General features: G+C 67.0%; 21 protein-coding genes and 3 tRNA genes. 6 read left to right on the top strand and 18 right to left on the bottom strand.

Annotated elements, in window-relative coordinates; all coding sequences use genetic code 11:
• Nucleotides 1-83 precede the first annotated feature (83 nt).
• Together ACZ6IE_RS03145 and ACZ6IE_RS03140 are read left to right on the top strand one after the other, a co-directional pair.
• The gene (locus ACZ6IE_RS03145) at nt 84-1,829 is read left to right on the top strand and encodes an MDR family MFS transporter (RefSeq protein ID WP_464606738.1); all 1,746 of its coding nucleotides are present in this window, start codon (nt 84-86) and stop codon (nt 1,827-1,829) included.
• Nucleotides 1,830-1,833: 4 nt separating this feature from the next.
• Nucleotides 1,834-2,361 (top strand): MarR family winged helix-turn-helix transcriptional regulator, encoded by a 528-nt coding sequence (locus ACZ6IE_RS03140; protein ID WP_464606737.1) that lies wholly within the window; start codon nt 1,834-1,836, stop codon nt 2,359-2,361.
• Nucleotides 2,362-2,368: 7 nt separating this feature from the next.
• On the opposite strand, the gene ACZ6IE_RS03135 is transcribed toward ACZ6IE_RS03140, so the two are convergent.
• Together ACZ6IE_RS03135 and ACZ6IE_RS03130 are read right to left on the bottom strand one after the other, a co-directional pair.
• A complete protein-coding gene (locus ACZ6IE_RS03135) occupies nt 2,369-3,817 on the bottom strand; it encodes a heparan-alpha-glucosaminide N-acetyltransferase domain-containing protein (RefSeq protein WP_464606736.1) in 1,449 nt (482 codons plus the stop codon).
• Nucleotides 3,814-4,665 carry an NAD-dependent epimerase/dehydratase family protein gene (locus tag ACZ6IE_RS03130; RefSeq protein ID WP_464606735.1) on the bottom strand — a complete coding sequence of 284 codons (852 nt, stop codon included), beginning with the start codon at nt 4,663-4,665 and terminating at the stop codon, nt 3,814-3,816. The genes ACZ6IE_RS03135 and ACZ6IE_RS03130 overlap by 4 nt, the downstream gene beginning before the upstream one ends.
• Nucleotides 4,666-4,784: 119 nt before the next feature.
• Here ACZ6IE_RS03130 and ACZ6IE_RS03125 point away from each other — a divergent pair, with 119 nt between their 5' ends.
• Nucleotides 4,785-5,375, top strand: coding sequence for a YqaJ viral recombinase family protein (locus tag ACZ6IE_RS03125; protein ID WP_077053858.1), 591 nt, complete (start codon nt 4,785-4,787; stop codon nt 5,373-5,375).
• A gap of 168 nt (nt 5,376-5,543) precedes the next feature.
• Nucleotides 5,544-6,560, top strand: coding sequence for an NADP-dependent oxidoreductase (locus ACZ6IE_RS03120; RefSeq protein WP_464606734.1), 1,017 nt, complete (start codon nt 5,544-5,546; stop codon nt 6,558-6,560).
• Here ACZ6IE_RS03120 and ACZ6IE_RS03115 read toward each other — a convergent pair whose 3' ends face one another.
• On the bottom strand, nt 6,561-7,523 hold the full coding sequence (locus tag ACZ6IE_RS03115) for an ArsR/SmtB family transcription factor (protein WP_464606733.1): 963 nt from the start codon (nt 7,521-7,523) through the stop codon (nt 6,561-6,563). It lies immediately after the preceding gene.
• A 56-nt stretch (nt 7,524-7,579) separates the two neighbouring features.
• Here ACZ6IE_RS03115 and ACZ6IE_RS03110 point away from each other — a divergent pair, with 56 nt between their 5' ends.
• Entirely contained in the window at nt 7,580-8,914 is a 1,335-nt protein-coding gene (locus tag ACZ6IE_RS03110; RefSeq protein WP_464606732.1) for an MFS transporter, read from the top strand.
• Between the two features lie 108 nt (nt 8,915-9,022).
• Here ACZ6IE_RS03110 and rplA read toward each other — a convergent pair whose 3' ends face one another.
• From rplA to ACZ6IE_RS03080, 6 genes are all read right to left on the bottom strand, one after another.
• Nucleotides 9,023-9,715, bottom strand: coding sequence for a 50S ribosomal protein L1 (rplA, locus tag ACZ6IE_RS03105; protein ID WP_079726917.1), 693 nt, complete (start codon nt 9,713-9,715; stop codon nt 9,023-9,025).
• 108 nt (nt 9,716-9,823) lie between these two features.
• Nucleotides 9,824-10,255 carry a 50S ribosomal protein L11 gene (gene rplK, locus ACZ6IE_RS03100; protein WP_077053862.1) on the bottom strand — a complete coding sequence of 144 codons (432 nt, stop codon included), beginning with the start codon at nt 10,253-10,255 and terminating at the stop codon, nt 9,824-9,826.
• A 115-nt stretch (nt 10,256-10,370) separates the two neighbouring features.
• Nucleotides 10,371-11,477, bottom strand: a complete 1,107-nt coding sequence (nusG, locus tag ACZ6IE_RS03095) for a transcription termination/antitermination protein NusG (RefSeq protein WP_464606731.1) — start codon at nt 11,475-11,477, stop codon at nt 10,371-10,373.
• A gap of 155 nt (nt 11,478-11,632) precedes the next feature.
• Complete coding sequence (secE, locus tag ACZ6IE_RS03090; RefSeq protein ID WP_464606730.1) at nt 11,633-11,908, bottom strand: preprotein translocase subunit SecE; 276 nt, start codon at nt 11,906-11,908, stop codon at nt 11,633-11,635.
• Between the two features lie 43 nt (nt 11,909-11,951).
• Nucleotides 11,952-12,024, bottom strand: a tRNA-Trp gene (locus tag ACZ6IE_RS03085).
• A 242-nt stretch (nt 12,025-12,266) separates the two neighbouring features.
• On the bottom strand, nt 12,267-13,079 hold the full coding sequence (locus tag ACZ6IE_RS03080) for an ABC transporter ATP-binding protein (RefSeq protein ID WP_464606729.1): 813 nt from the start codon (nt 13,077-13,079) through the stop codon (nt 12,267-12,269).
• A gap of 78 nt (nt 13,080-13,157) precedes the next feature.
• Here ACZ6IE_RS03080 and ACZ6IE_RS03075 point away from each other — a divergent pair, with 78 nt between their 5' ends.
• Nucleotides 13,158-14,360 carry a pyridoxal phosphate-dependent aminotransferase gene (locus ACZ6IE_RS03075; protein WP_464606728.1) on the top strand — a complete coding sequence of 401 codons (1,203 nt, stop codon included), beginning with the start codon at nt 13,158-13,160 and terminating at the stop codon, nt 14,358-14,360.
• 2 nt (nt 14,361-14,362) lie between these two features.
• On the opposite strand, the gene ACZ6IE_RS03070 is transcribed toward ACZ6IE_RS03075, so the two are convergent.
• The 9 genes from ACZ6IE_RS03070 to ACZ6IE_RS03030 form a co-directional block, all read right to left on the bottom strand.
• A complete protein-coding gene (locus ACZ6IE_RS03070) occupies nt 14,363-15,655 on the bottom strand; it encodes a UDP-N-acetylmuramate dehydrogenase (protein ID WP_464606727.1) in 1,293 nt (430 codons plus the stop codon).
• 55 nt (nt 15,656-15,710) lie between these two features.
• Complete coding sequence (locus tag ACZ6IE_RS03065; protein WP_464606726.1) at nt 15,711-16,154, bottom strand: MaoC family dehydratase; 444 nt, start codon at nt 16,152-16,154, stop codon at nt 15,711-15,713.
• Nucleotides 16,151-16,597, bottom strand: a complete 447-nt coding sequence (locus tag ACZ6IE_RS03060) for an FAS1-like dehydratase domain-containing protein (RefSeq protein WP_445997152.1) — start codon at nt 16,595-16,597, stop codon at nt 16,151-16,153. The genes ACZ6IE_RS03065 and ACZ6IE_RS03060 overlap by 4 nt, the downstream gene beginning before the upstream one ends.
• Before the next feature lie 9 nt (nt 16,598-16,606).
• On the bottom strand, nt 16,607-17,389 hold the full coding sequence (locus ACZ6IE_RS03055) for a sulfite exporter TauE/SafE family protein (RefSeq protein WP_464606725.1): 783 nt from the start codon (nt 17,387-17,389) through the stop codon (nt 16,607-16,609).
• A 74-nt stretch (nt 17,390-17,463) separates the two neighbouring features.
• Nucleotides 17,464-17,537: transfer RNA gene (locus ACZ6IE_RS03050), tRNA-Met, on the bottom strand.
• A gap of 58 nt (nt 17,538-17,595) precedes the next feature.
• Nucleotides 17,596-17,667 (bottom strand) — tRNA-Thr (locus tag ACZ6IE_RS03045).
• Between the two features lie 108 nt (nt 17,668-17,775).
• Nucleotides 17,776-18,681: a sugar ABC transporter permease gene (locus ACZ6IE_RS03040; RefSeq protein WP_464606724.1), complete on the bottom strand. Its 906-nt coding sequence runs from the start codon at nt 18,679-18,681 to the stop codon at nt 17,776-17,778.
• A gap of 1 nt (nt 18,682) precedes the next feature.
• Nucleotides 18,683-20,317: an ABC transporter permease subunit gene (locus ACZ6IE_RS03035; protein ID WP_464606723.1), complete on the bottom strand. Its 1,635-nt coding sequence runs from the start codon at nt 20,315-20,317 to the stop codon at nt 18,683-18,685.
• 90 nt (nt 20,318-20,407) lie between these two features.
• Nucleotides 20,408-21,637 carry a sugar ABC transporter substrate-binding protein gene (locus ACZ6IE_RS03030; RefSeq protein WP_464606722.1) on the bottom strand — a complete coding sequence of 410 codons (1,230 nt, stop codon included), beginning with the start codon at nt 21,635-21,637 and terminating at the stop codon, nt 20,408-20,410.
• Nucleotides 21,638-21,769: the final 132 nt, after the last annotated feature.

The following is a 21,769-nucleotide window of genomic DNA, read 5'->3' as shown; positions in this document are numbered from 1 at the left end:
AGATGGTTATAGTTGACCTATATCAACGACATGGCGCAGCGTCGGGCCAGCAACCACACACGTTTCCTCTGGAGCATCCACTCATGACCACCGCATCAACCGAGGCGCCGCCCGCCCCGAAGATGACGCACCGCCAGGTGCTCGAAGCCCTCTCGGGCCTCCTGCTCGGCATGTTCGTCGCCATCCTCGCCGGCACCGTCGTCTCGACCTCGCTTCCCCGCATCGTCTCCGACCTCAACGGCGACCAGACCGCCTACACCTGGGTCGTCACCGGCACCCTGCTCGCGACCACGGTCTCGACACCCATCTGGGGCAAGCTCGCCGACCTCTTCAACCGCAAGCTGCTCATCCAGCTCTCGCTCGTCATCTTCGTGATCGGTTCGGCCCTCGCCGGCTTCTCGCAAGACACCAACACGCTCATCATCTTCCGCGTGCTGCAGGGCCTCGGCGCCGGCGGCCTCACGGCACTCAGCCAGATCATCATGGCCGACATCATCAGCCCGCGTGAGCGTGGCCGCTACATGGGTCTCTTCGGCGGCGTCATGGCCGTCGGCACGGTCGGTGGCCCCCTCATCGGTGGCTTGCTCACCGACGGTTTCGGCTGGCGCTGGAACTTCTTCGTGGCCCTGCCCGTCGCCATCGTCGCGATCATCCTGCTGCAGAAGACGCTGCACCTGCCCAAGGTCGTCAAGCGCGTCGTCTCGATCGACTACCTCGGTGCCGTCCTCATCGCCGGCGGCGTCTCGCTGCTGCTGATCTGGGTCTCGATGGCCGGAAACCAGTTCGACTGGTGGAGCACCACGACCGCCTGGATGGTGGGAGGCGCCGTCGTCGCCCTCGTGCTCGCCGTGATCGTCGAGCTGCGCGCCAAGGAGCCCATCCTGCCGATGAGCCTCTTCAAGAACCGCACCTTCACTCTCGCCGTCATCGCCTCGATCTCGGTCGGTGTGGCCATGTTCGGCACCTCGGTCTACCTCGCGCAGTACATGCAGCTCGCCCGTGGCGCCTCGCCCACCGAGTCGGGTCTGCTCACGCTGCCCATGATCGCCGGCCTGCTGCTCTCGTCGACCATCATCGGAAACATCATCAGCCGCACGGGCGTGTGGAAGCCGTACATGATCGGCGGCTCGATCGCCCTCGCCATCGGCCTGGGCCTCATGGGCACCATCCACTACGACACCAACTACGTGCTCGTCTCGGTCTACATGCTGATCCTCGGCGCCGGTGTCGGTGCCGTCATGCAGAACCTGGTGCTCGTCGTGCAGAACGCCGTGCAGCCCTCCGAGCTCGGCGCCTCGAGCGCCGGTGTCGCGTTCTTCCGCAGCCTCGGCGGCACGGTCGGCGTCTCGGTCATGGGTGCCATCCTGGCCACTCGCGTCTCCGACTCGCTCGCGGCCAGCACGGCCCAGCTGCAGGCGGCGTTGGCCAAGCTCGGCGCCGAGGGTGCCAAGATCGGCGAGGCGCTCGCATCCGGAACCATCCCCAAGGTGTCGACGCTGCCCGATTCGGTCCGCCCCATCATCGAGTCGGCCTACGGCGAGGGCGTGGCTCACGTCTTCCTGCTGGCCGCCCCGCTCGCCCTCGTCACGATCCTCGCGATCGTCTTCCTGCCGAACCTCAGCCTCGGCACCAAGACGGCCCTCGAGCGCCGTGAAGAGAGCCGCCTGCAGGAGTCCGAAGAGCGCGTGTTCGAGACGGCCATCGCCTCGATCGACGGCACGCCCACCGGTTCGATCGGCGTAGTCCGCGACGGCGAGACGCGGGATGCCTCGGCCCCCGCCTCCGGCGAACACGGCGCCGACGACAGCGCGCGTCGCTCGGGCAAATAGCACCATGAGCCACGCACTCGACGCCCCGCACGACCCCGCCGTCGACCAGTCCATCGCCCGGGTGGAGGAGCAGTTCGGACTGCTCATCAACCGGGTGAAGGCGTCGATGCGGGACCGTGCCGAGCGGGTCTACCCCGGCCTGCAGCCGGTCGGGTACAAGGTTCTCTCCACCGTGGTCCGGGCGGGGCGTCTGCAATCGGGCGCCCTCTCCGAGATGCTCATGACCGACAAGAGCATCATCAGCCGCACGGTGAAATACCTCGAACAGGTCGGGCTCATCACGCGTGAGCCCGACCCGCTCGACGGTCGCTCGAGCTACATCGTGCCCACGGCTGTCGCCGTCGAACGCATGGATGCCGTGCGACTCGACGATCAGGAGATGCTCTACGACCGCCTGCGCGGCTGGGACCTGGGCGACGTCGAGCGGCTCGCCACCCTGCTTCACATGCTCAACGAGGCCGTGCCGACGGGAGCCTCGGCGGCCACGCGCGAGCGGGAACACGAGCGGGGTTCGTCGTCAGGCGCCTGCTGACGCTCGCCTAGCGCGCCGGTCGCTTCCGGGGAAGCCCGGCGGCCGCGGCCCGCGACAGCGTCGTGACGGCCGTCTCCAGCGGCCCCCGACGCCCCAGCAGCGCCAGCACGAGCCCGATGAGAAGTGCCCCGGCCACGTGCAGAAGCCACAGCTGGGGGCTCGATACGAGCCACATCAGGTCGTCATCCATCCATGCATCGGGCGGCAGCACGGCGGCCGTCGCCGCTTCGACGAAAACGTGGGTGCAGTAGATGGTGAGCGGCGCAGCCCCAGCCGCCACGACGGGTGCCAGAACCGCCGCACCCACGCCGCGCACGGCGAGCCCGGCGAACAGGCACAGGCCGATGATCGCCACGGCCGTGCCCGCCGTGAGCACGAGGTCCAGGGTCGAACCCGAGTGCGCGAGCGAGGATGTCAGCCACCACGGGCTCTCGAGCGGCACGAGACCGAAGCCCGAACCCTGCAGATCGGTTGCGACCATATCCTGTCCTTCGGAGCCGGCGGTGAACCCCCGCGACCGCGCGATGGCATCGATGCCACCGAGCGGTCCGAGCGCCAGGGCCGACAGTGCCCAACCGGCAAAAGCGGCCACTGCTCCACCGAGGGTCAGCCGCAGGGCGAGGCGCCGCAGCATGCGACCGCCGTCCTGGGCAGCGGCTGCCCGGGCCACCAATACGAGGCGCCCCACAGCCATGCCCACGAGCAGGTAGACGATCCAGGTGAAGACCGGATAGACACCCGTGACGAAAAGGTCGGCCACGAACTGCGGCTCGCCGAGGTTCGTCCACGACGGATTCGCGAAATCAGTCGCCGTCAGCCATTCCGTGCGGATGCCGAACGAGACGATCGGCCACACGACAGCCCACAGCAGCGCCACGCCGACGAGGGCGCCCGCATGCAGGCGCAAGAACGGGATGGTGAGCCAGAACGACGCCCCGTAGAAGACGAGGATGATGGCGATACCGCTGTCGACGAGGCCCACCGTCAGGCCGATCGCCATGACCACGGCGCCACGAGCGAGCAGCGCACGGATGGCGGGAGCCATCCCCTGGGGCGCCCGGAAGAGCTCGAAGGACCCGGGCGACGCGACGGTTTCGGCCGGCCGATCGCGCGCCGCCGTTCGGCTTTCGGGTCCGTGCCCGCTCCCGTCGACCCCTCCCAGGTAGCGTCGCATCGACAGCACGACGCCGACGCCCGCCAGCACCGCGAACAGCGCCGCCGCGCGCCCCTGCACGAGCGTGAGCGCGACCGTGGGGCCGCCCTCGGGCAGCTGCTCGTTCCAGACGTGAGCGGCCATCATGCCGATGAGCGCTAGGAAACGCGCCAGGTCGAGACCGACGACCCGCCCGCCGGCCAGGCGCGCGAAACCGAACGCCCGGCGGGGCGTGTCGTGACCGCTGCGGGTGGACGCGCCGGCTCCGTCAGTGGAGGGCGACGCGGCATCCGCCCGCGTCATCCGTTGCGCCAGCTGTGCTCGGGTTCGAAGCCCAGCACGCGCCGGGCCTTGTCGATCGAGAGCAGGGTCTCGTTGTCGCCCAGCTCGCTGAGGTCGCGCGCGAGCGGCACGCCCGGGAACACCTCGGCGACGAGTTCGGAGTTGGGCCTGCTCATGACGGTGTCGGCGGCCGCGATAATGAACCGGTCGAACCCGGTCGTCTGCCAGGCCAGGGCCTTCTCGATCGCCTGCGCACCATCGCGCGCGTCGATGTAGCCCCAGAGGTTCCACTTGCGCAGGGTGGCGTCGGCGTCGAACGAGGGGAACTCGGCATAGTCCTCTGGCGCCATGACGTTGGAGAACCGCAGCCCCACGATCTTCAGGTCGTCGTGCCAGCGCGTGAGCTCGATGGCCATCTGCTCTTCGAGATGCTTCACGAGCGAGTAGGTGCTCTCGGGCCGGGCCGCATACTCCTCGTCGACGGGGATGTAGGGCGGCGGGGTGTCGAACGGCAACCCCAACACGGTCTCGCTCGACGCATACACGACGTTGCGGATGCCGGCGCGGATCGCCCCGTGGAACACGTTGTACGTGGACAGCATGTTGTTGTGGAACGTGGCCACGTCGCTCGCCAGCCCGGGCGCCGGGATGGCCGCGAGATGCACGACGGCGTCGAACCCGCCGATCTTGTCGTTGATACCCCCGAGCGCATCGACGACCTGGCCGTAGTCGCGCAGGTCCACGCGCGTGAAGAGCGGCCCCCGCTCCCCCGCCTGATCGAGGTTCACGACCTCGTTACCACTCTCGACGAGCGCCGCGACGACCGCGCGACCCAGCTTTCCCGACCCACCGGTCACCGCAATACGCATGCGTCCTATTCTGACCCGGGAATGCCTCTGCGCCTAGCTGTCGAGCCGCATTCGGACGACCTCGCCCGACACGCCATCCCCGGTTCGCCCCCGCGCTCGGGGAGAGGGACAATAGATAAGTGAATCCCCTGCTCGCTGGCCGCATCGTCGTCGATGGTGACGACCGCATCGCCTGGCTGCGGGCACGCTCGCGCGGAATCACGGCAACGGATGTCGCCAAACTCAGCACGCCGGCATCCATCCAGTCGGCCGCGACCGCCAAGTTGATGGGCACCGGTTTCGGCGGCAACCGTTACACCGACCACGGCAAGGCGCGCGAACCCGAGATCGCCCGGTGGGTGGCCGCCACGCACGGCATCCAGCCATCGTCGGCGCTCTTCCACAGCGAATACGAGCGCCGCCACCTGGCGACGCCCGACGGCCTGGCGAGCACCGAAGACGGGCGCGTCATCCTCTCCGAGATCAAAACGACGAACAAGTCGTGGCGCAGCATCCCGCGCCACTATCTGCGCCAAGTCTGGTGGCAGCAATACGTTCTGGGTGCCGAACGCACGCTCGTGGTGTGGGAACAACACAACGACTTCGTGCCCCTCGACGACGAGCCCCTCTGCCGCTGGGTCGACCGCGACGAACGCGAGATCAACACCCTGGTCACCATGGCGAACGCGCTCATCGACGAGCTGCACCGGCGCACGACACGCCCCGCCTGACACCCTGGCGGACACCTCTCGGTGGTCTCCGATGCAGTCTTAGCAGTGCGGTGACGCCCCCGAAACATGCGCGAATCATTGCCCCGTGAGACTGACACCAGCACGGCACACGACCCGAACGGTGCCTCGACCATCCGCAACGACAGAGGGGGTACGATGCGCCAGGCAATGCATGAGTCGTGGCTGACTCACACCGAACCACTACCGATCGAAGAAGTTCCCGAGCGCATGACGGCCGCCGTCATCGACGCCGTCGGAGGCCCCGAACAGCTGCACCTCGCCGAGGTCGACACGCCCCGTCAGGTGAACTCCGAGTTCATCGTGCGCGTCGTCGCCGCTGGCGTCAATCCGCTCGATGTGAAGACCCGAGCGGGCCGCGGCGTCGCGGCGGGCATCGAGTCTTACCCGGCCGTGCTGGGCATGGACTTCTCAGGCGTCGTCGTGCGAGCCCCCTACGAGGCGCACCCGCTGCACCCCGGAACCGAGGTCTACGGCATGGTGTCGTTTCCCCGCTACTCGGGCAGTTATGCGCAATACGTCTCGGTTCCGAGCCTGTCGCTGGCCCGCAAACCCGTGGCGCTCTCGCATGTCGAGGCCGCCGGCATCCCCGTCGCGGCACTCACGGCCTGGGGCATGGTGGTCGAGGTCGCCAAGGCGCACGAGGGTCAGCGCATCCTCATCCACGCGGGGTCGGGCGGCGTCGGCCACTTCGCGGTGCAGTTCGCCAAATACTTCGGCGCCCACGTGATCGCCACGGGTTCGGCCCGCAACGAGGGATGGCTGCACGAACTCGGTGCCAGCGAATTCATCGACTACGAGGCCCAACGTTTCGAAGACGTGCTCACCGAGGTGGATGTCGTCATCGACCTCGTCGGCAACGTGCACGACGACACCGGCTCACGTTCGCTGAAAGTCTTGCGGCACGGCGGACTCATCGTCAACGCCCCGACGGGCAGCTGGCCCACGTTCCTCGACGAGGTCGCCGAGGCGGGTGTGCGCGGCACCACCTATAAGGTCGCGCCCGACGGCAACACCCTCTCCACGGTGTCACGTCTGCTCGAATCGGGCGATGTGCGCGTATTCGTCGACCAGGTCTTCGACTTCTCGCAGGCCTCCGAGGCGCATGCGGCCCTCGAGACCGGGCACACGCGCGGCAAGATCGTGCTGCACGTCGCAGACAGCTAGTCAGGCGGCGCCCGTGTTCAGCAGCCGATCTCCGAGCTCGCTGCGCAGGTACAGCACGCTGTGCCCGTAGCGCGTCGAGGTGACGAGCCCGACGGCACGCAGCGCCCGCAGATGCTGGTTCACGGCCGACGTGCTCACGCCGAAGCGCAGGCCGAGTTCGGTCGACGACGCCGGCTCGGCCAGGGCGGTGAGCAGCGCGGCCCGCACGCGACCGAGCACGTTGGTCACGGCATCCGCATCGCCCGTCGGCTGGGCCTCCCACATGGCGCCCTGGCCGCGGGCCGGATACATGACCATGGGCGGTTCGTCGTCTTCGACGGGCGACGAGCCACGGCGTGTGAACATGGTGGGCACGAGCGTGATGCCGAGCCCCGCGGTGGGCAGCGTGCGATCGCCGGGTGACATGACGTCGATCGACAGGACACCGTCGGCGTAGCTCATCGAATCACCCAGGTTGTTGAGCATGGCGGCCAGACCGTTCTGCGCGATCTGCCGCCCCCGGAACACGATGTCGGCCTCGAGGATGGTGCGCATGCGCCCCCAGTACGGCTGAAAGCAGCTCTGCCAATAGTGTTCGAGCCCGCGCAGCATCCGCTCGATCGCCCGGTGCGGGTCGCCCGCGAACACGCGCGGAACCGTGCCGTGGACGGCCTCGAGCTGTCGCCGGAACACGGCCGGATCGATCGCGGCCAGCCGGGCGAACTCGTCCTCGATGCGCGTGAGCGGTGAAGCGGGTCGGGGGTTGAGAAAGTCCGGCGTCCACTGCCTCGTGTCGATCAGTGCGCTCAACACCTCGGTGTCGACGTCGCGTCGCGCCTCCTGCGTATGCCGCAACCACGGCAGCTGCAGCGGGTAACGGGATGGCTCGGTCAGGGCCCGCAATGACAGCCCGAGTTCGCACAGCGGCGAGATGCCGAAACGCAGCCCTGCAAGCTCGACATCGTCCAAGGTGTAGCGCAACATGAAGCACAACGCTACATCACTGCCGCGGGCCACCCGACCCGTGGGACAACTGATCCGTGAGCAACATTCCGCCTTCCGCCGAAACCGGCAGCATCCCCCGTCTCGATCCCGCACCTCTCGCCGACCCCACGCCCGAGGGCCCCGAGTCCTCCCGAGGCCTCTCCGGCCTGCGACGTCGCCTGCCGGCCGCCCTGCAGAACCCCGTGCTGCGGGTCCTCATCGCTTCAACGTTCGTGCACACCCTCGGCCGCGGCGTCTTCCTCACCGTCACGGTCCTCTACTTCAGCCTCATCGTGGGACTCAGCGCGGCCGAGGTCGCTGTGGTCCTCACGGCCGCGAGTGCCGTCGGCGTCGCGACCTCGTTCCTCGGCGGCTTCCTCGCCGACCGCCTGAGCGCGCGCCTCCTGTCGATCATCGCGGCGGCGGGCTCGGGGCTCGCCCTCATGGCTTACACGCTGGCCGACTCCTTCGTCACGACCCTCGTCATAGCGTGCGTCGTCGATGGTTTGATGAGCGCCGAGCACGCCATCCGCGGCGCCATCATCGCCCGGGCTTTCACGGGCACCGAGCGCGTCTCGGCCCGCGCCATCCTCCGCACCGTCACCAACATCGGCATCGCGGTCGGGTCGGGTGCCGGCGGCATCGCCCTGCTGATCTCCACCCCCGAGGCCTACCGCTGGACCATGCTGGGGGCCGGCGCCATCACGGCCGCCAGCGCGCTCCTCCTCGCCAAACTGCCCACCACGGTCGACGCGCACCGCCCCTCTGCGGGAGAAACCGCCGAGCGCCTCAGCGGCCTGTCCCCTTGGCGCAACCCGCGCTACCTCGCCTTCACCACCCTGTCCGGCATCTTCGCCATCCAGTTCGCGGTCTTCGAGATCGGGGTTCCGCTCTGGATCATCCACGACACGGATGCTCCTCCCGCCGTCGTCGCCCTCCTCACGTTCATCAACACCGCGCTGGTGATCGCGTTCCAGATCCCCCTGTCTCGCGGCACCCACGACATGCGCTATGCCGGCCGCGTGTCGTTCGTCGCCGGAATCCTCATGGCGGGCGCCTGCGTCCTCTACTTCACGGCGTCGCTCACGGCCGCCGTCGCGACCGTCGTGGTGTTGCTCGTCGCCCTGGTGCTGCACTCGTTCGCCGAGATCTTGTCGTCGGCCAGCTCGTGGGGACTGTCGTTCGAACTCGCCGACCAGCGCCTGGCGGGCAGCTACCAGGGCGTCTACTCCATGGGCTATTCGCTCGGCACCATGGTCGCCCCGCTCATCGTGACGGGCCTTGCTATCACGCACGGCCTGTGGGGATGGCTGGGCCTCGCCGCCCTCTTCGTCGCCTCCGCTTCTGGCATCACCCTCATCGCGTCGCGCGCCGCCTCCCGCACGCCGTGAGAAGTGGCGGGCGCCTTCGTGGCCCGCGCGGCCGCCCCCGTTAACGCAAGAATGGCCCGCCGAAGCGGGCCATTCTTGTGATGCTGTATCGCGCTGAGTCGTGAAGACTTAGACGAGGATGTTCACATCGAGGGGGATGCCGGGGCCGAACGTGGTCGACACCGTGCCCTTCTGGATGTAGCGGCCCTTGGAGGAGGACGGCTTCAAACGGACGACCTCTTCGAGGGCGGCGTTGATGTTCTCGTCGAGCTGCTCGGGCGTGAAGCTAGCCTTGCCCACGACGAAGTGCACGTTGGAGTGCTTGTCGACGCGGAACTCGATCTTTCCGCCCTTGATCTCGGTGACGGCCTTGGCGACGTCGGGCGTCACGGTGCCGGTCTTCGGGTTGGGCATGAGGCCACGGGGACCGAGGACCTTACCGAGACGACCGACCTTGCCCATGAGCTCGGGGGTCGAGACGGCGGAGTCGAAGTTCGTGTAACCCTCGGACACCTTCTGGATGAGCTCGTCGCCACCGACCTCGTCGGCACCGGCTGCGAGAGCGGCTTCGGCGGCCGGACCGGTCGCGAAGACGATGACGCGCGCGGTCTTACCCGTGCCGTGGGGCAGGATGACGGTTCCACGAACCATCTGGTCTGCCTTGCGGGGGTCGACACCGAGCTTCAGAGCGACCTCGACGGTGCTGTTGAACTTCGACGAGCCGGTCTCTTTGGCGAGCTCGACGGCTTCGGTGGGCGTGTAGAACTTGTCAGCCTGGATCTTGTCGGCTGCGGCCCGGTAGGCCTTAGACTTCTGTGCCATTTTGTTCTCCCATTCGAGAATGTGGTGTGCCTACGCCGGAACCCGCGGGTTCCTGGTGCAGTCGCGCCTGGCTAGCGCTGCCACGATGTTGAAAAAAGGGTGGACTGCTTAGCCTTCGACGGTGATGCCCATGGAACGGGCGGTGCCGGCGATGATCTTCGAGGCGGCGTCGATGTCGTTGGCGTTCAGGTCGACGAGCTTCGCCTCAGCGATTTCGCGAACCTGGTCCTTGGTGAGCTTGGCAACCTTGACGGTGTGCGGCGTGCCGGAACCCTTGGCGACGCCGGCAGCCTTCTTGATGAGCTCGGCGGCGGGCGGGGTCTTCAGGATGAACGTGAACGAGCGGTCTTCGTAGACCGTGATCTCGACGGGGATGACGTTGCCGCGCTGGGCTTCGGTCGCCGCGTTGTAAGCCTTGCAGAACTCCATGATGTTCACGCCGTGCTGACCCAGGGCGGGGCCGATGGGCGGGGCCGGGTTGGCGGCGCCGGCCTTGATCTGAAGCTTGATCAGACCTGTGACCTTCTTCTTCGGTGCCATGTTTCTTCCTTCTTTCTGAGGTTCGAGCTCCCCGCGAGGGGGCGCTCTCCCACGAACCGGTTGGTTCGCGGTGGTCTAAAAAATCTGTGGATGCTGCGAGCGGCGTTGGCCGAACCTACAGCTTGGTGACCTGATCGAAGCTGAGCTCGACCGGGGTCTCGCGCTCGAACAGCGACACGAGGACCGTGAGCTTGCCGCTCTCGGGCTTGATCTCGCTGATCGAACCGGGCAGGCCCGCGAACGAACCTTCCTTGATCGTGATGGTCTCGCCGATCTCGAAGTCGACCTCGGCAACAGCGGCGCGGGCCTGGGTCTGGCCACCCTTCTGGGCGCCTCCCTTGGCAGGTGCCTGCTCCTTGACCTCGACGAGGCTCTTCAACATGTTGAAGGACTCTTCGAAGCGCAGCGGCGTCGGGTTGTGGGCGTTGCCCACGAATCCGGTGACGCCGGGCGTGTGACGGACCACAGACCAGCTGTCTTCGTTGAGGTCCATGCGCACGAGCACGTATCCGGGGATGCGCACGCGGGTGACCATCTTGCGCTGGCCGTTCTTGATCTCGACGACGTCTTCCATGGGGACTTCGACCTGGTAGATGAAGTCGGCGACGTCGAGCGAGCCCTTGCGCTGCTCGATGTTGGCCTTCACCTTGCGCTCGAAGCCGGCGTAGGAGTGGATGACGAACCACTTGCCGGGCAGCGTGCGCAACTCGGCGCGGAATGCGTCGTACGGGTCGACGTCGACGTCGGAGGCCTCGGCCTCTTCGCCGTCTTCGGCGTCGTCTTCATCGGCATCGTCTTCGTCGGCACCGAAACCGTTGTCTGCGGCGACCTCGTCGACCTGCGCCTGGGCGTCTTCGGCGGACTCGGCGTCGTCGCTCTCGGAGGAGAACAGCTCTTCGCTGAGGCTCTCGGGCGTGAGCGTGATGGGGTCTTCTTCTTCGTCTTCGACGGCCTCGGCGGCAGCTTCTGCCTCATCGGCGTCGTCGATGTCGAGGGCGTCGTCCACCACGGCGTCGGCCTCGGGGTCGTTGGCCTCGGCCATGGCGTCGAGAACGGCGTCGAGGTCTACCTCATCGCTTTCGACGTGGATGGCTTCGTGCTCGGCAGCGTCGACGGAGTCTTCGGCGGCGGCGAGGGTCTCGCCCTCCTGCACCTCATCGACTTCGCTCGACTGCTCGGCAGCGGTCGCCCAATCGACGTCGTCGCGATTTCTCTCTGACACTGAATCTCTTCCCTTTACTGTTCCCGGACTTGCGTGGAGGTCATCCGCTGCAACGTCTCGGTGTGCATTGCTTGTGTGTTCTGGAACCGCGCCTCTGCGAGGGCGAGCCGATCAGAAACGGGGCCGGATGCCATCTTCCGCCCGACTCCAGACGATCAGACCCCGGGGGTGCCGAAGGTCAGGAGGACCAGCCAGGAGAACAGCTGGTCGAGACCGTAAACGATGGCCATCATGATCACGACGAATACCAGCACGACGCCGGTGTAGCTCAGCAGCTCTTTACGAGTCGGGGTGACGACCTTCTTGAGTTCGCCGATCACCTGCTTGATGAACAAGATGATGCCCGCGAAGAGTCCACGCTTTTCGGCGCGTTCCCGCTTCGCTGTTGCGACGATTTCCTCGCTGGGTTCGTCGATAACTTTTCGAGCCATCTCGTTTACACCTTTCGTGTGCCGACACTGTCATGTCGACGCGCAGGGCGGACAGGACTTGAACCTGCAACCTGCGGTTTTGGAGACCGCTGCTCTACCAATTGAGCCACCGCCCTATGGAACTCCCGGAGGGAACTCCCTGGCAATCGTAGCGAACCCTGCGCGAATCCGCTCGACCTGAACCCCACGGCCACCCACCGACCTCCTGTGAAAAAGGGCAGAGAAAAGCTTGGCAGGATTCATCTGCCGCCCTCCAGTGTAGGGGACGGCTGGCCGTGAGTAAAGCTGGGGCCGGGCCGCCCGGCGGGTCGTCGGGCCAGCCGTCGGCCACGCGTCGGGCCAGCCGTCGGGCCAGGCGTCAGCGGTCGCGCTGCTCGAGCGGCACGACCATGGGGTCGCCCGTCACGGGGTCGGGGATCACGAGGGCGTGCAGCCCGAACACGTCGAGCACCAGATCGGCGTCGACGATGTCCGCCGGCGCACCCTCGGCCACCACACGGCCATCCTTCATGGCGATGAGGTGGTCGGCATATCGAAAAGCCAGGTTCAGGTCGTGCAGCACCGCGACGAGCGTGTAGTCGCCCGAGTCATGCAGCGACCGGCACAGGTCGAGCACGTCGAGTTGGTGCGCGATATCGAGGTAGGTGGTGGGCTCGTCGAGCAGCAGCACGGGCGTCTGCTGCGCGAGCACCATGGCGAGCCACACGCGCTGACGCTGGCCGCCGGACAGTTCGTCGACGCTGCGGCCGGCCAGATGCGTGATGTCGGTGGCGGTCATGGCGCGCTGGACGGCGGCTTCGTCATCCGGGGACCACTGGCGCAACAGGGTCTGGTGCGGAAAACGGCCGCGCGAGACGAGATCGGAGACGCTGATGCCATCCGGCGCGATCGACGTCTGCGGCAATAGCCCCAGGCGCCGAGCAACCTCTTTCGAGGAGTACTGCGTGATGGCTTTGCCGTCGAGCACCACATCGCCCGCCGTCGGCTTGAGCAGGCGCGAGAGCGCGCGCAGAAGGGTCGATTTTCCGCACGCATTCGGGCCGATGATGGCCGTGAACGATCGCGGCGGGATGCTGACGCTCAACGCCTGCGAGATGACCCGTCCGTCATAACCCAGCGTCAGGTCGCGCCCGGCCAGCGTCTCGGCATCGATCGCGGAGGCAGCAGTCATGGGGTAAGCCTAGCCTTACCTACTTCACCGGTCGACATATCGTGGTGCCCGCACGGGCCTCCCCGATAGAGTGTGGCCGTGGCCGAACAACTCAGACTGTCCCAGAAAATCTCGTCGATCGCCGAGTCGGCGACCCTCAAAGTAGACGCGAAGGCGAAGGCCCTGCAGGCCGAAGGTCGCCCCGTCATCAGCTTCGCGGCGGGCGAGCCCAACTTCCCCACTCCCGCCTTCATCGTCGAAGCCGCCGAGCGGGCCGTGCGCGATCCGAAGAACCACCGCTACACGCCGGCCGCCGGTCTGCCCGATCTGCGCGAGGCGATTGCGCAGAAGACGGCGCGCGACTCGGGGCTCGAGGCATCCGCCAGCCAGGTCATCGTGACGAACGGCGGCAAGCAGTCGGTCTACCAGGCGTTCCAGGTGCTGCTCAACCCGGGTGACGAAGTCATCGTGCCCACGCCCTATTGGACCACCTACCCCGAGGCCATCGCGCTGGCTGATGGCGTGACGGTCGAGGTCTTCGCGGGTGCCGAGCAGGAGTACCGCGTGACGGTCGAGCAACTCGAGGCCGCGCGCACCGAGCGCACGAAGGTGCTGCTGTTCGTGTCGCCGTCGAACCCCACGGGCTCGGTGTACAGCGAGGAAGAGACCCGCGCCATCGGCGAGTGGGCCCTCGAGCACGGCATCTGGGTCATCAGCGACGAGATCTACCAGAACCTCACCTACGACGGTGTGCGCGCCGTGTCGATCGTCGAGGCCGTTCCGGGGCTGGCCGATCAGACCATCCTCGTCAACGGCGTGGCCAAGACCTATGCCATGACCGGATGGCGGGTGGGCTGGATGGTGGGCCCCGCCGACGCCATCAAGGCCGCATCGAACCTGCAGTCGCACCTGTCGAGCAACGTGAACAACATCGCGCAGCGCGCCGCCGTGGCCGCCCTGACGGGCCCGCAGGACGAGGTCGTCGCCATGCGCGACGCCTTCGACGCGCGCCGTCGGGTGATCGTGGCCGAGCTCAACAAGATCGAGGGCTTCCGCACGCCGACGCCGACGGGCGCGTTCTACGTCTACCCCGACGTGACCGAGCTGCTCGGGCGCGAGTGGCACGGCGTGACGCCCCAGACATCCCTCGAGCTGGCCGACCTGATGCTCGAACAGGCCGAGGTGGCCGCGGTTCCGGGCGAAGCGTTCGGCCCGAGCGGATACCTGCGCTTCAGCTACGCCCTGGGCGACGACCAGCTGCTCGAGGGCGTCCAGCGCCTGCAGAAGCTCTTCGCGCGGTAAAGCTAGATCTCGACGCCCACCAAGACGGGTTCGGGCTGCAGGATGACCCCGAACTCCGACTGCACGCGCGACTGCACGTAGCGGGCCAGCTCGGCGATCTCGTCGGCGCTCGCCCCACCGCGGTTCGTGAGGGCGAGCGTGTGCTTGCTCGAGATGGCGGCGTGAGAACCGGGCAACTGGAAGCCGCGGTGCACGCCCGCGTTCTCGATCAACCACGCGGCGCTGAGCTTCACCTGCGCTTCACGGGGGGCCAGGCGCGTGATCTCACCCGTGAACTCGTCGAGCGGAATGACCGTCACGACATCGTCGTCGGCATCGACGGGCCAGCGCGGTGCCCGCTCGGGCAGGGTGCGGGCGAACGACTCGGCGACGACGGGGTTGGTGAAGAACGAGCCCGCGCTCCAGGTGTCGGGGTCTGAGGCATCCCACACCATGCCCTTGGAGGCACGCAGGGCGATCACGGTTTTGCGCACCTGGGCGACCGACAGGCGTTCGCCGAGTTCGACACCCAACGAAAATGCGAGCTGGGCGTAGGCGATGGGCTCGCTCAGGCCGCCGTTGTCGCGCAGGTCGATCTCGATGCCGAGCACCACGGCGTCTCGCTCGGGTTCGTCGCCCGAGTGGCGCTTGAGGGTGGACGTGCGGTAGCCGAGGCCGAGCTCGTCGGCGGGCACGCGCGTGACCTCGAGGGTGTCGCGGTCGAGCAGGTCGACGGCCACGAGCACCGACTCGAGTTCTTGGCCGTAGGCACCGATGTTCTGGATCGGGGCTGCACCGCACGATCCCGGAATGCCGCTCAGGGCCTCGATGCCCGCCCAGCCGTTTTCGACGGCGTGCGCCACGAGGCCGTCCCAGGATTCGCCGGCTTCGACGCGCAGTCGGACGGTGCCCTCGGGCACGTCGGCGGTGCTGCGCTCGATTCCGGATGTCGCGACGCGGATCAGGGTGCCGTCGAAACCGTCGTCCGAAACCAGCGAGTTCGAGCCGCCTCCGATGAGGAGAGGCTCGTCGTGGGCGCGCCAGGTGTTGCGCACGGCGTCGACGAGTTGGTCGCGCGTGGTGGCGACGACGGTCGACGCAGCCGGTCCGCCGACGCGGAACGTCGTGTAGGCGGCGATCGGGGTCGGCTTCTGCGAAACGCGAGCGCTGCTCGGTGCGCCGCCTGTCTCGCGGCCGTCGGAGTTCGCTCTTTCGGAAGCAGTGGCGTCTCCGGCCGACGCACCAGCCTGCCGCAGCGGAGCGGCGTCGACGTGCGTGTCGGGCCGCGCGTGGCGACCTCTCGGACGATCCGTCATCGGGTCACCTCCGCGTTCCGGGTGTCAAACGTGCTGGGTATCAAGCGTGCTGAATTCACACGTGCTGGGCGGGCGCGAACGAGACGCGGGCCTGGGCCTTGCCGAGCACCGTGGACCCGTCGACCGACACCGTGAGATCGATGCGCGCCACGGATGCCTCGGCATCGAGCTGGCCGACCTTGGCCACGACCGTGACCGAGACCCCGACCGCGGGGTCGACGACCACGGGACGCGTGAACCGCACCTGGTAGTCGATCACGGCGGCGGGATCGCCCACCCAGTCGACGACGGGCTGCACCGCGAAGCCCATGGTGAGCATGCCGTGCGCTAGGACGCCCGGCAGGCCGACGGAGGCGGCGACGTCGTCGCGGTAGTGGATCGGGTTGAAGTCACCGGAGGCGCCGGCGTAGCGCACGAGCGAGTCACGCGTGAGGGCGAAATCACGCTCGGCGACGACGTCTCCGACGGTCAGCGTGGCGAAGTCGATCGTGGTGCTCATGCGTCTCCCCTGACGACGAGGGTGGAGATGGCCGTGACGACGTGCGCGCCTCCGGCATCGACGATGTCGGACGAGGCCGTGACCATCGAGTTGCCACCCAGCGACTTGACGCTCGTGACCGTCAGCGTGGCCGTGAGCTCGTCGCCTGCGACGATAGGACGCGTATAGCTGAAGCGCTGCTCGCCATGCACGACGCGGCTGAAGTCGATTCCGGCCGTCTCATCGGCGAGGAGCTGGGCCAGAGTGGCCTCTTGCACGACCACCGGGAAGGTGGGCGGCGCCACCACATCGGCGTGCCCCGCGGCGCGGGCGGCCTCGGGGTCGAGGTTGATGGGGTTGGTGGCGAAGACGGCGCGCGCGAACTCGCGCACCTTCTCGCGGCCCACGAGATAGGGGGCCGTCGGGGGGAACTCTTTCCCCTGGATGTCCGGATTCACAGTCACCCGCCCAGCCTACCGGGCGCTCCGCGACGACCGGATGGCACGCACCGTCAGCTGGATGCCGACCGCGATCAGGAACACGGCGAAGAGGATCGTGCCAAGAGACGGCGGGATGATAGCCGCGATGAGGGCACCCAGCGCCGTGGTCGTGCACGCCGCCAACCCGATCACGCCGGCCGCCACCAGGTCGATGTTGCCGCGGCGCAGATTGCCGATGCTGCCCGAGATGCCGGTGGGGATCATCATGAGGAGCGACGTGCCCTTGGCCGCCAGGTCGCTCGCGCCGAACAGCACGATGAGCAACGGCACGACGACGACTCCCCCGCCGATTCCGAGCAGGCCCGAGAGGATGCCGGTCAGCAAGCCCAGCACGACGAGACCGATCGACGACCAGACGGTGTAGTCGATCACGGCATCCCGCGCCGGCACCACGAGGAAGAGCTGCACGATCACCACGACGAGGAACGCGATGAACGCCCACTGCAGCACGAGCTTCGGGATCTTGTGCAGCAGCCACGAACCGATCTGCGCGCCGACGATCGCACCGAGCGCGAGATAGAGCGCAGCCATCCATTCGACCGAACCGCTGGCCGCATAGGAGATGACGCCCACGATGGACGTGGGCACGATGGCGCCGAGTGAGGTGCCGGCGGCGAGGCGCTGGTCGAACTTGAGCAGGAACACGAGCGCCGGGACGATGAGGATGCCGCCACCCACGCCGAAGAGCCCCGACAGCAGGCCGGCGACGAGCCCGGTCACGATCAGCCAGACGTAGGTGCGAGGCGTACGCTTCATGACACTTCTCCTGCCGAAATATGCCGAGCGAATGCAAAACGGCCCCCGAAATCGAGGGCCGTTCAATCGAGCGGTAGCAGGAGCGGGGCTTGAACCCGCGACCTCACGATTATGAGTCGTGCGCTCTGACCAGCTGAGCTACCCTGCCGCGAAACCCACCCCGCCACGTTGCTGCGTGACAGCCGCGTGAACCGAGAAAGTTATCGAGCCCCGAGTCGGGTTTGAACCGACGACCCCTTCCTTACCATGGAAGTGCTCTACCACTGAGCTATCGGGGCGTGACCGCATTGCTTGCGCAATTTGGCACCAGTAGAGAATAGCATCTTCGAACCCTCGGTTCGAACCACCATTCCCCGCTGCATCCACTCTATAAGAGGAGCGACGGACTATTTGACGCTTCCGGCCGTGAGCCCGCCCACGATGTACTTCTGCAGGAACAGGAACAGGGCCATGACGGGCAGCGCGGCAAGCACGGCACCGGCCGCGAAGACGCTCCAGTTCGAGGTGAACTCCTGCGAGACGAACTGGTAGAGCCCCACCGCGAGCGTCTGTTTCTCGGGCGACACGAGCACCACGCTCGCGATCACGAACTCGTTGGTCGTCGCGATGAACGACAGCAGCCCGACGACCGCGAGGATGGGCGCCACGAGCCGCAGGATGATCGTGAAGAAGATGCGCGCGTGCCCCGCGCCGTCGATCTTGGCCGCCTCGTCGATGGCCGGCGGCACCGTGTTGAAGAAGCCGTACATGAGGTAGGTGTTCACGCCGAGCGCGCCGCCCAGGTAGACCATGATGAGCGCCAGCTGGTTGTCGAGACCCAGCGCGGGGAAGATGTCGCCCAGCGTGGTCAAGAGCAGGAAGATCGCGACGACCGCGAGCAGTTGAGGAAAGATCTGCACCACCAGCAGGCTCATGAGCCCGAAGCGGCGGCCCGTGAACCGCATGCGACTGAACGTGTAGGCGGCGAGCGCGCCGAGCAACACGGTGCCGACGGCCGTGGTGAGCCCGATCACGAGCGTGTTGACGAACCACGCGGCGTACGGCTGCTGCGACGACTGGAAGAGGGCGACATAGCTGTCGAATCCCAGCCGCGAGAAGAGCGCGTTCGAGCCGATGAGCGTGCCGTTCGGGTTGAGCGACGCCGAGAGCACATAGAGGAGGGGGAACACCGAGAAGACGACCATGACGATGCCGATGAGGTGACGCCATCCGGTCGCGCGGAAGCGGGCTCCCGCAGTGACGGGTCGGCGCATCGGAATCTCGGACAGGGGGGTGTGCGTGCTGCTGCTCATATCAGCTCAGCTCCTCGAGGGCCTTGGTGCGCCGGAAGCTGACCACCGAGATGATCGCCACCAGCAGGAAGATGATGATCGAGAACGCGCTCGCCAATCCGTAGTCACGATCGGCACCGACGAAGGCGACCTTGTAGACCATCGAGATGAGGATGTCGGTTCCGCCCACATTGACGCCGGCCGCGGCATCCCTCGGCCCACCGCCCGTCAGCATGTAGATCAGGTTGAAGTTGTTGAAGTTGAATGCGAACGACGCGATCAACAGGGGCGCGACCGACACGAGCAGCAGCGGGAACTTGATGAGCCGGAAGATGGCGAACGGTTTGGCGCCGTCGACCGTTGCGGCCTCTTGCAGCTCTTCGGGGATCGACTGCAGCGCGCCCGTGCACACGAGGAACATGTAGGGGAACCCCAACCACAGGTTCACGAAGAGCACGCTCGCCTTGGCCAGCCACTCGTTGGTCAACCACGGGATGTCCGCCCCACCGAACAACACCTGGTTCACGAACCCGAAGTCCTGGTTGAGCAGTCCCGCCCACACGAGCGCCGAGAGGAAGCCGGGGAATGCGTAGGGCAGGATCATGAGCACGCGATAGAACTTGCGGCCCTTCATGCGCTGGTCGTTGAACACGATCGCCAAGAACAGCCCGAGCGCGAAAGTGGTCGCGACCGAGAGGATCGCGAAGACGAACGTCCAAATGATGACGCCGATGACCGGGCCGCGGATGGTCGGGTCGGTGAAGGCTTTGACGTAGTTCTCGCCGCCCACGACGATGCTCCAGCCGGGCAGCAATTCGGTGCCGTCGTCGGCCGTGAACGCGCCCGTGCCGATGTCGGAGTAGACGGTGCCGGTGGCCGCATCGGTCATGGTGTCGGCCGAGGCGTCGTAGACGAGCGACGAGGTATAGAGGTAGGCGCTCGACCCGTCGGGGGTGCGCAGGGTGCCGTCGTTGGGGTCGTCCGAGACGGGAACCGCGAGGTCGGCGATCTCGCCCTGCCGCTGCACGATCTGCGCGAAGTCGAGCGAGGTCGCACCCGGCACGGCCACCGCTTTTCCGAGCGAGAGTTCGGCGTCGGATGTCGGGGCGAGCGGCGTCTCGGGGTCGCCGACGAGCACCTCGCCGTCGGGGTCGGTCACGAGGAAACCGAGCGTGCCGGCGCGTTCGATGACCGTCAAGTCGTAGGTGGGCGAGTCCGGAACGCGGGCCTGCGACGACTGGATGAGCGCGGTGACCGCATCCTCCTTCGTGCTGTTGTGCCCCGTGCCGTAGTTCGTGACCGAGATGTAGGCGGTGTAGCCGATCACGAACACCTGGAACACCAGGAGGAAGACGAGTCCGGGGGCGAGGTACTTGAGGGGAAGCATCCCGGGCCGGAAGTAGATGAGGTTGATGAGTCCCGCGCCGACCAACACGACGGCGAAGAGCACCCAGTTTTCCTGTAACGCGATGACGAACAACGCATAGACGCTGACGGCGTCGAGGATGCCGAGTGCCACGATCTTGACGATGAGGGGCCAGATGCCGCCCGATGCCACCTCGGCCACGCGGCGGGCCCGGCGTTGATTCGTGGTGGGCGGTGGTGCGTCGCCGCGCGCCCGATCGGAGTCGGCGCGCGGCCGGAGGTTGGTGCTCATGGTGTGTGCCGTTCTCGTGAACTGGGTGCGCGGGAGGGGCGGGTGCCGGCAGACCGAAGCCGCCGGCACCCGCGGAGGGCTGGCGCCGGACTAACCGGTGATGGCGCCCTGGATGTCGGTGGTCATCTTTTGCCACAGCTCGACGGGGTCACCCTGGCCCTGGATGATGGCGGCCTGCGTGACGCCCCAGTACTGCCACACCTTGCCCATGGCGGGGATCGACGGCATGGGCACACCGTTCTTGCTCACCTCACCGAACGCGGCGACGATCGGGTCGGATGCCGCAGCCTCGAACGATGCGGTATTGGCGGGTGCGCGCCCACCGACCTTGTAGAGCTCGGTCTGCACCTTCTCGGTGCCGATGAAGTTGGTGAGGAACTCGTTGGCGGCGAGCTGGTTCTTGGTCTTCGCCGAGACGAAGAAGCCCTGCACACCCACGAAGGGCTGTGCGGCCTGGCCACCCGGCGCGGGGATCGGGTCGACGGCCACGTCGATGCCGGCCTTCTGGGCGTCTGGCACGTTCCACGGTCCGGTGATGAAGAAGGGCGAGGCTCCCGCGTTGAACTTCTCCTTCGCGATGTCGGGCGTCACCGAGGTGCTCATCAGGCCGGCCTGACCCTGCGCCTGCAGCCAAGTCGCGAAAGCGTCGCCGCCCGCGTTGCCGATCTGCAGGTCGTCGGCGTTGTAGGTGCCGTCGGCGTTGGTGCCGAAGACGGGCGCCCCGAACGAGGTCTGGAACGGGTAGAGGTGGTAGGGGTCGGCCTCTTCGCCGATCTGCACCAGGTAGGGGAACTCGGTTCCGGCGGCCTTACCCGCCGCGACCATGTCGTCGTAGGTGGCCGGGGCCGTCGGCGCGAGTGCCGTGTTCCGCAGCAGGCCGATCGACTCGATCGAGTACGGCACGCCGTAGGTCTTGCCGTCATAGGTGACGGCCTGAATCGCGACATCCTCGAATTCGGATGCCGAGTCACCCAGCTCGACGGGCTGCACGACGCCGTTGGTCACGAAACCACCCAGCCAGTCGTGTGCGCCGATGGTGATGTCGGGACCCTTGCCCGACGGCACCTGCGCCACGAACTCCTCCTGGATCTTGGCGAAGTCTTTCTGTACGAGTTTCACATCGACGCCGGTCTCCTTCGTGAATGCGGCGGCGGCGTCCTTCAGAACGGGCGCGCGGTCGGCGTCGACCCACACGGTCAGAGTGCCACCCGAGGTCGACTCATCGGAGCTGCCTCCGCCCGATGCGCAGCCGGCCAATGCCAGCGCTGCTGCGGCTCCCGCCGCGATGACCGACAGGGAACGGTTCTTTTTCACCCTCATTGGTGATGCCTTTCTCAAAGCGATAGCCGGGAGGCCTTTCTCCCGACGGCTGCAACTGCAAGCGTTTCCATTCATACCCCCTGCTCGGGGGCGGAGCAACTCGACATCGCGGCAAGAAGCGATCGTTGCCGG

The sequence above is a fragment of the Okibacterium sp. AC114 genome, assembly GCF_979253355.1.
The sequence above is the reverse complement of the archived record's forward strand: the minus strand, read 5'-3'. Positions and strand labels throughout refer to the sequence as shown.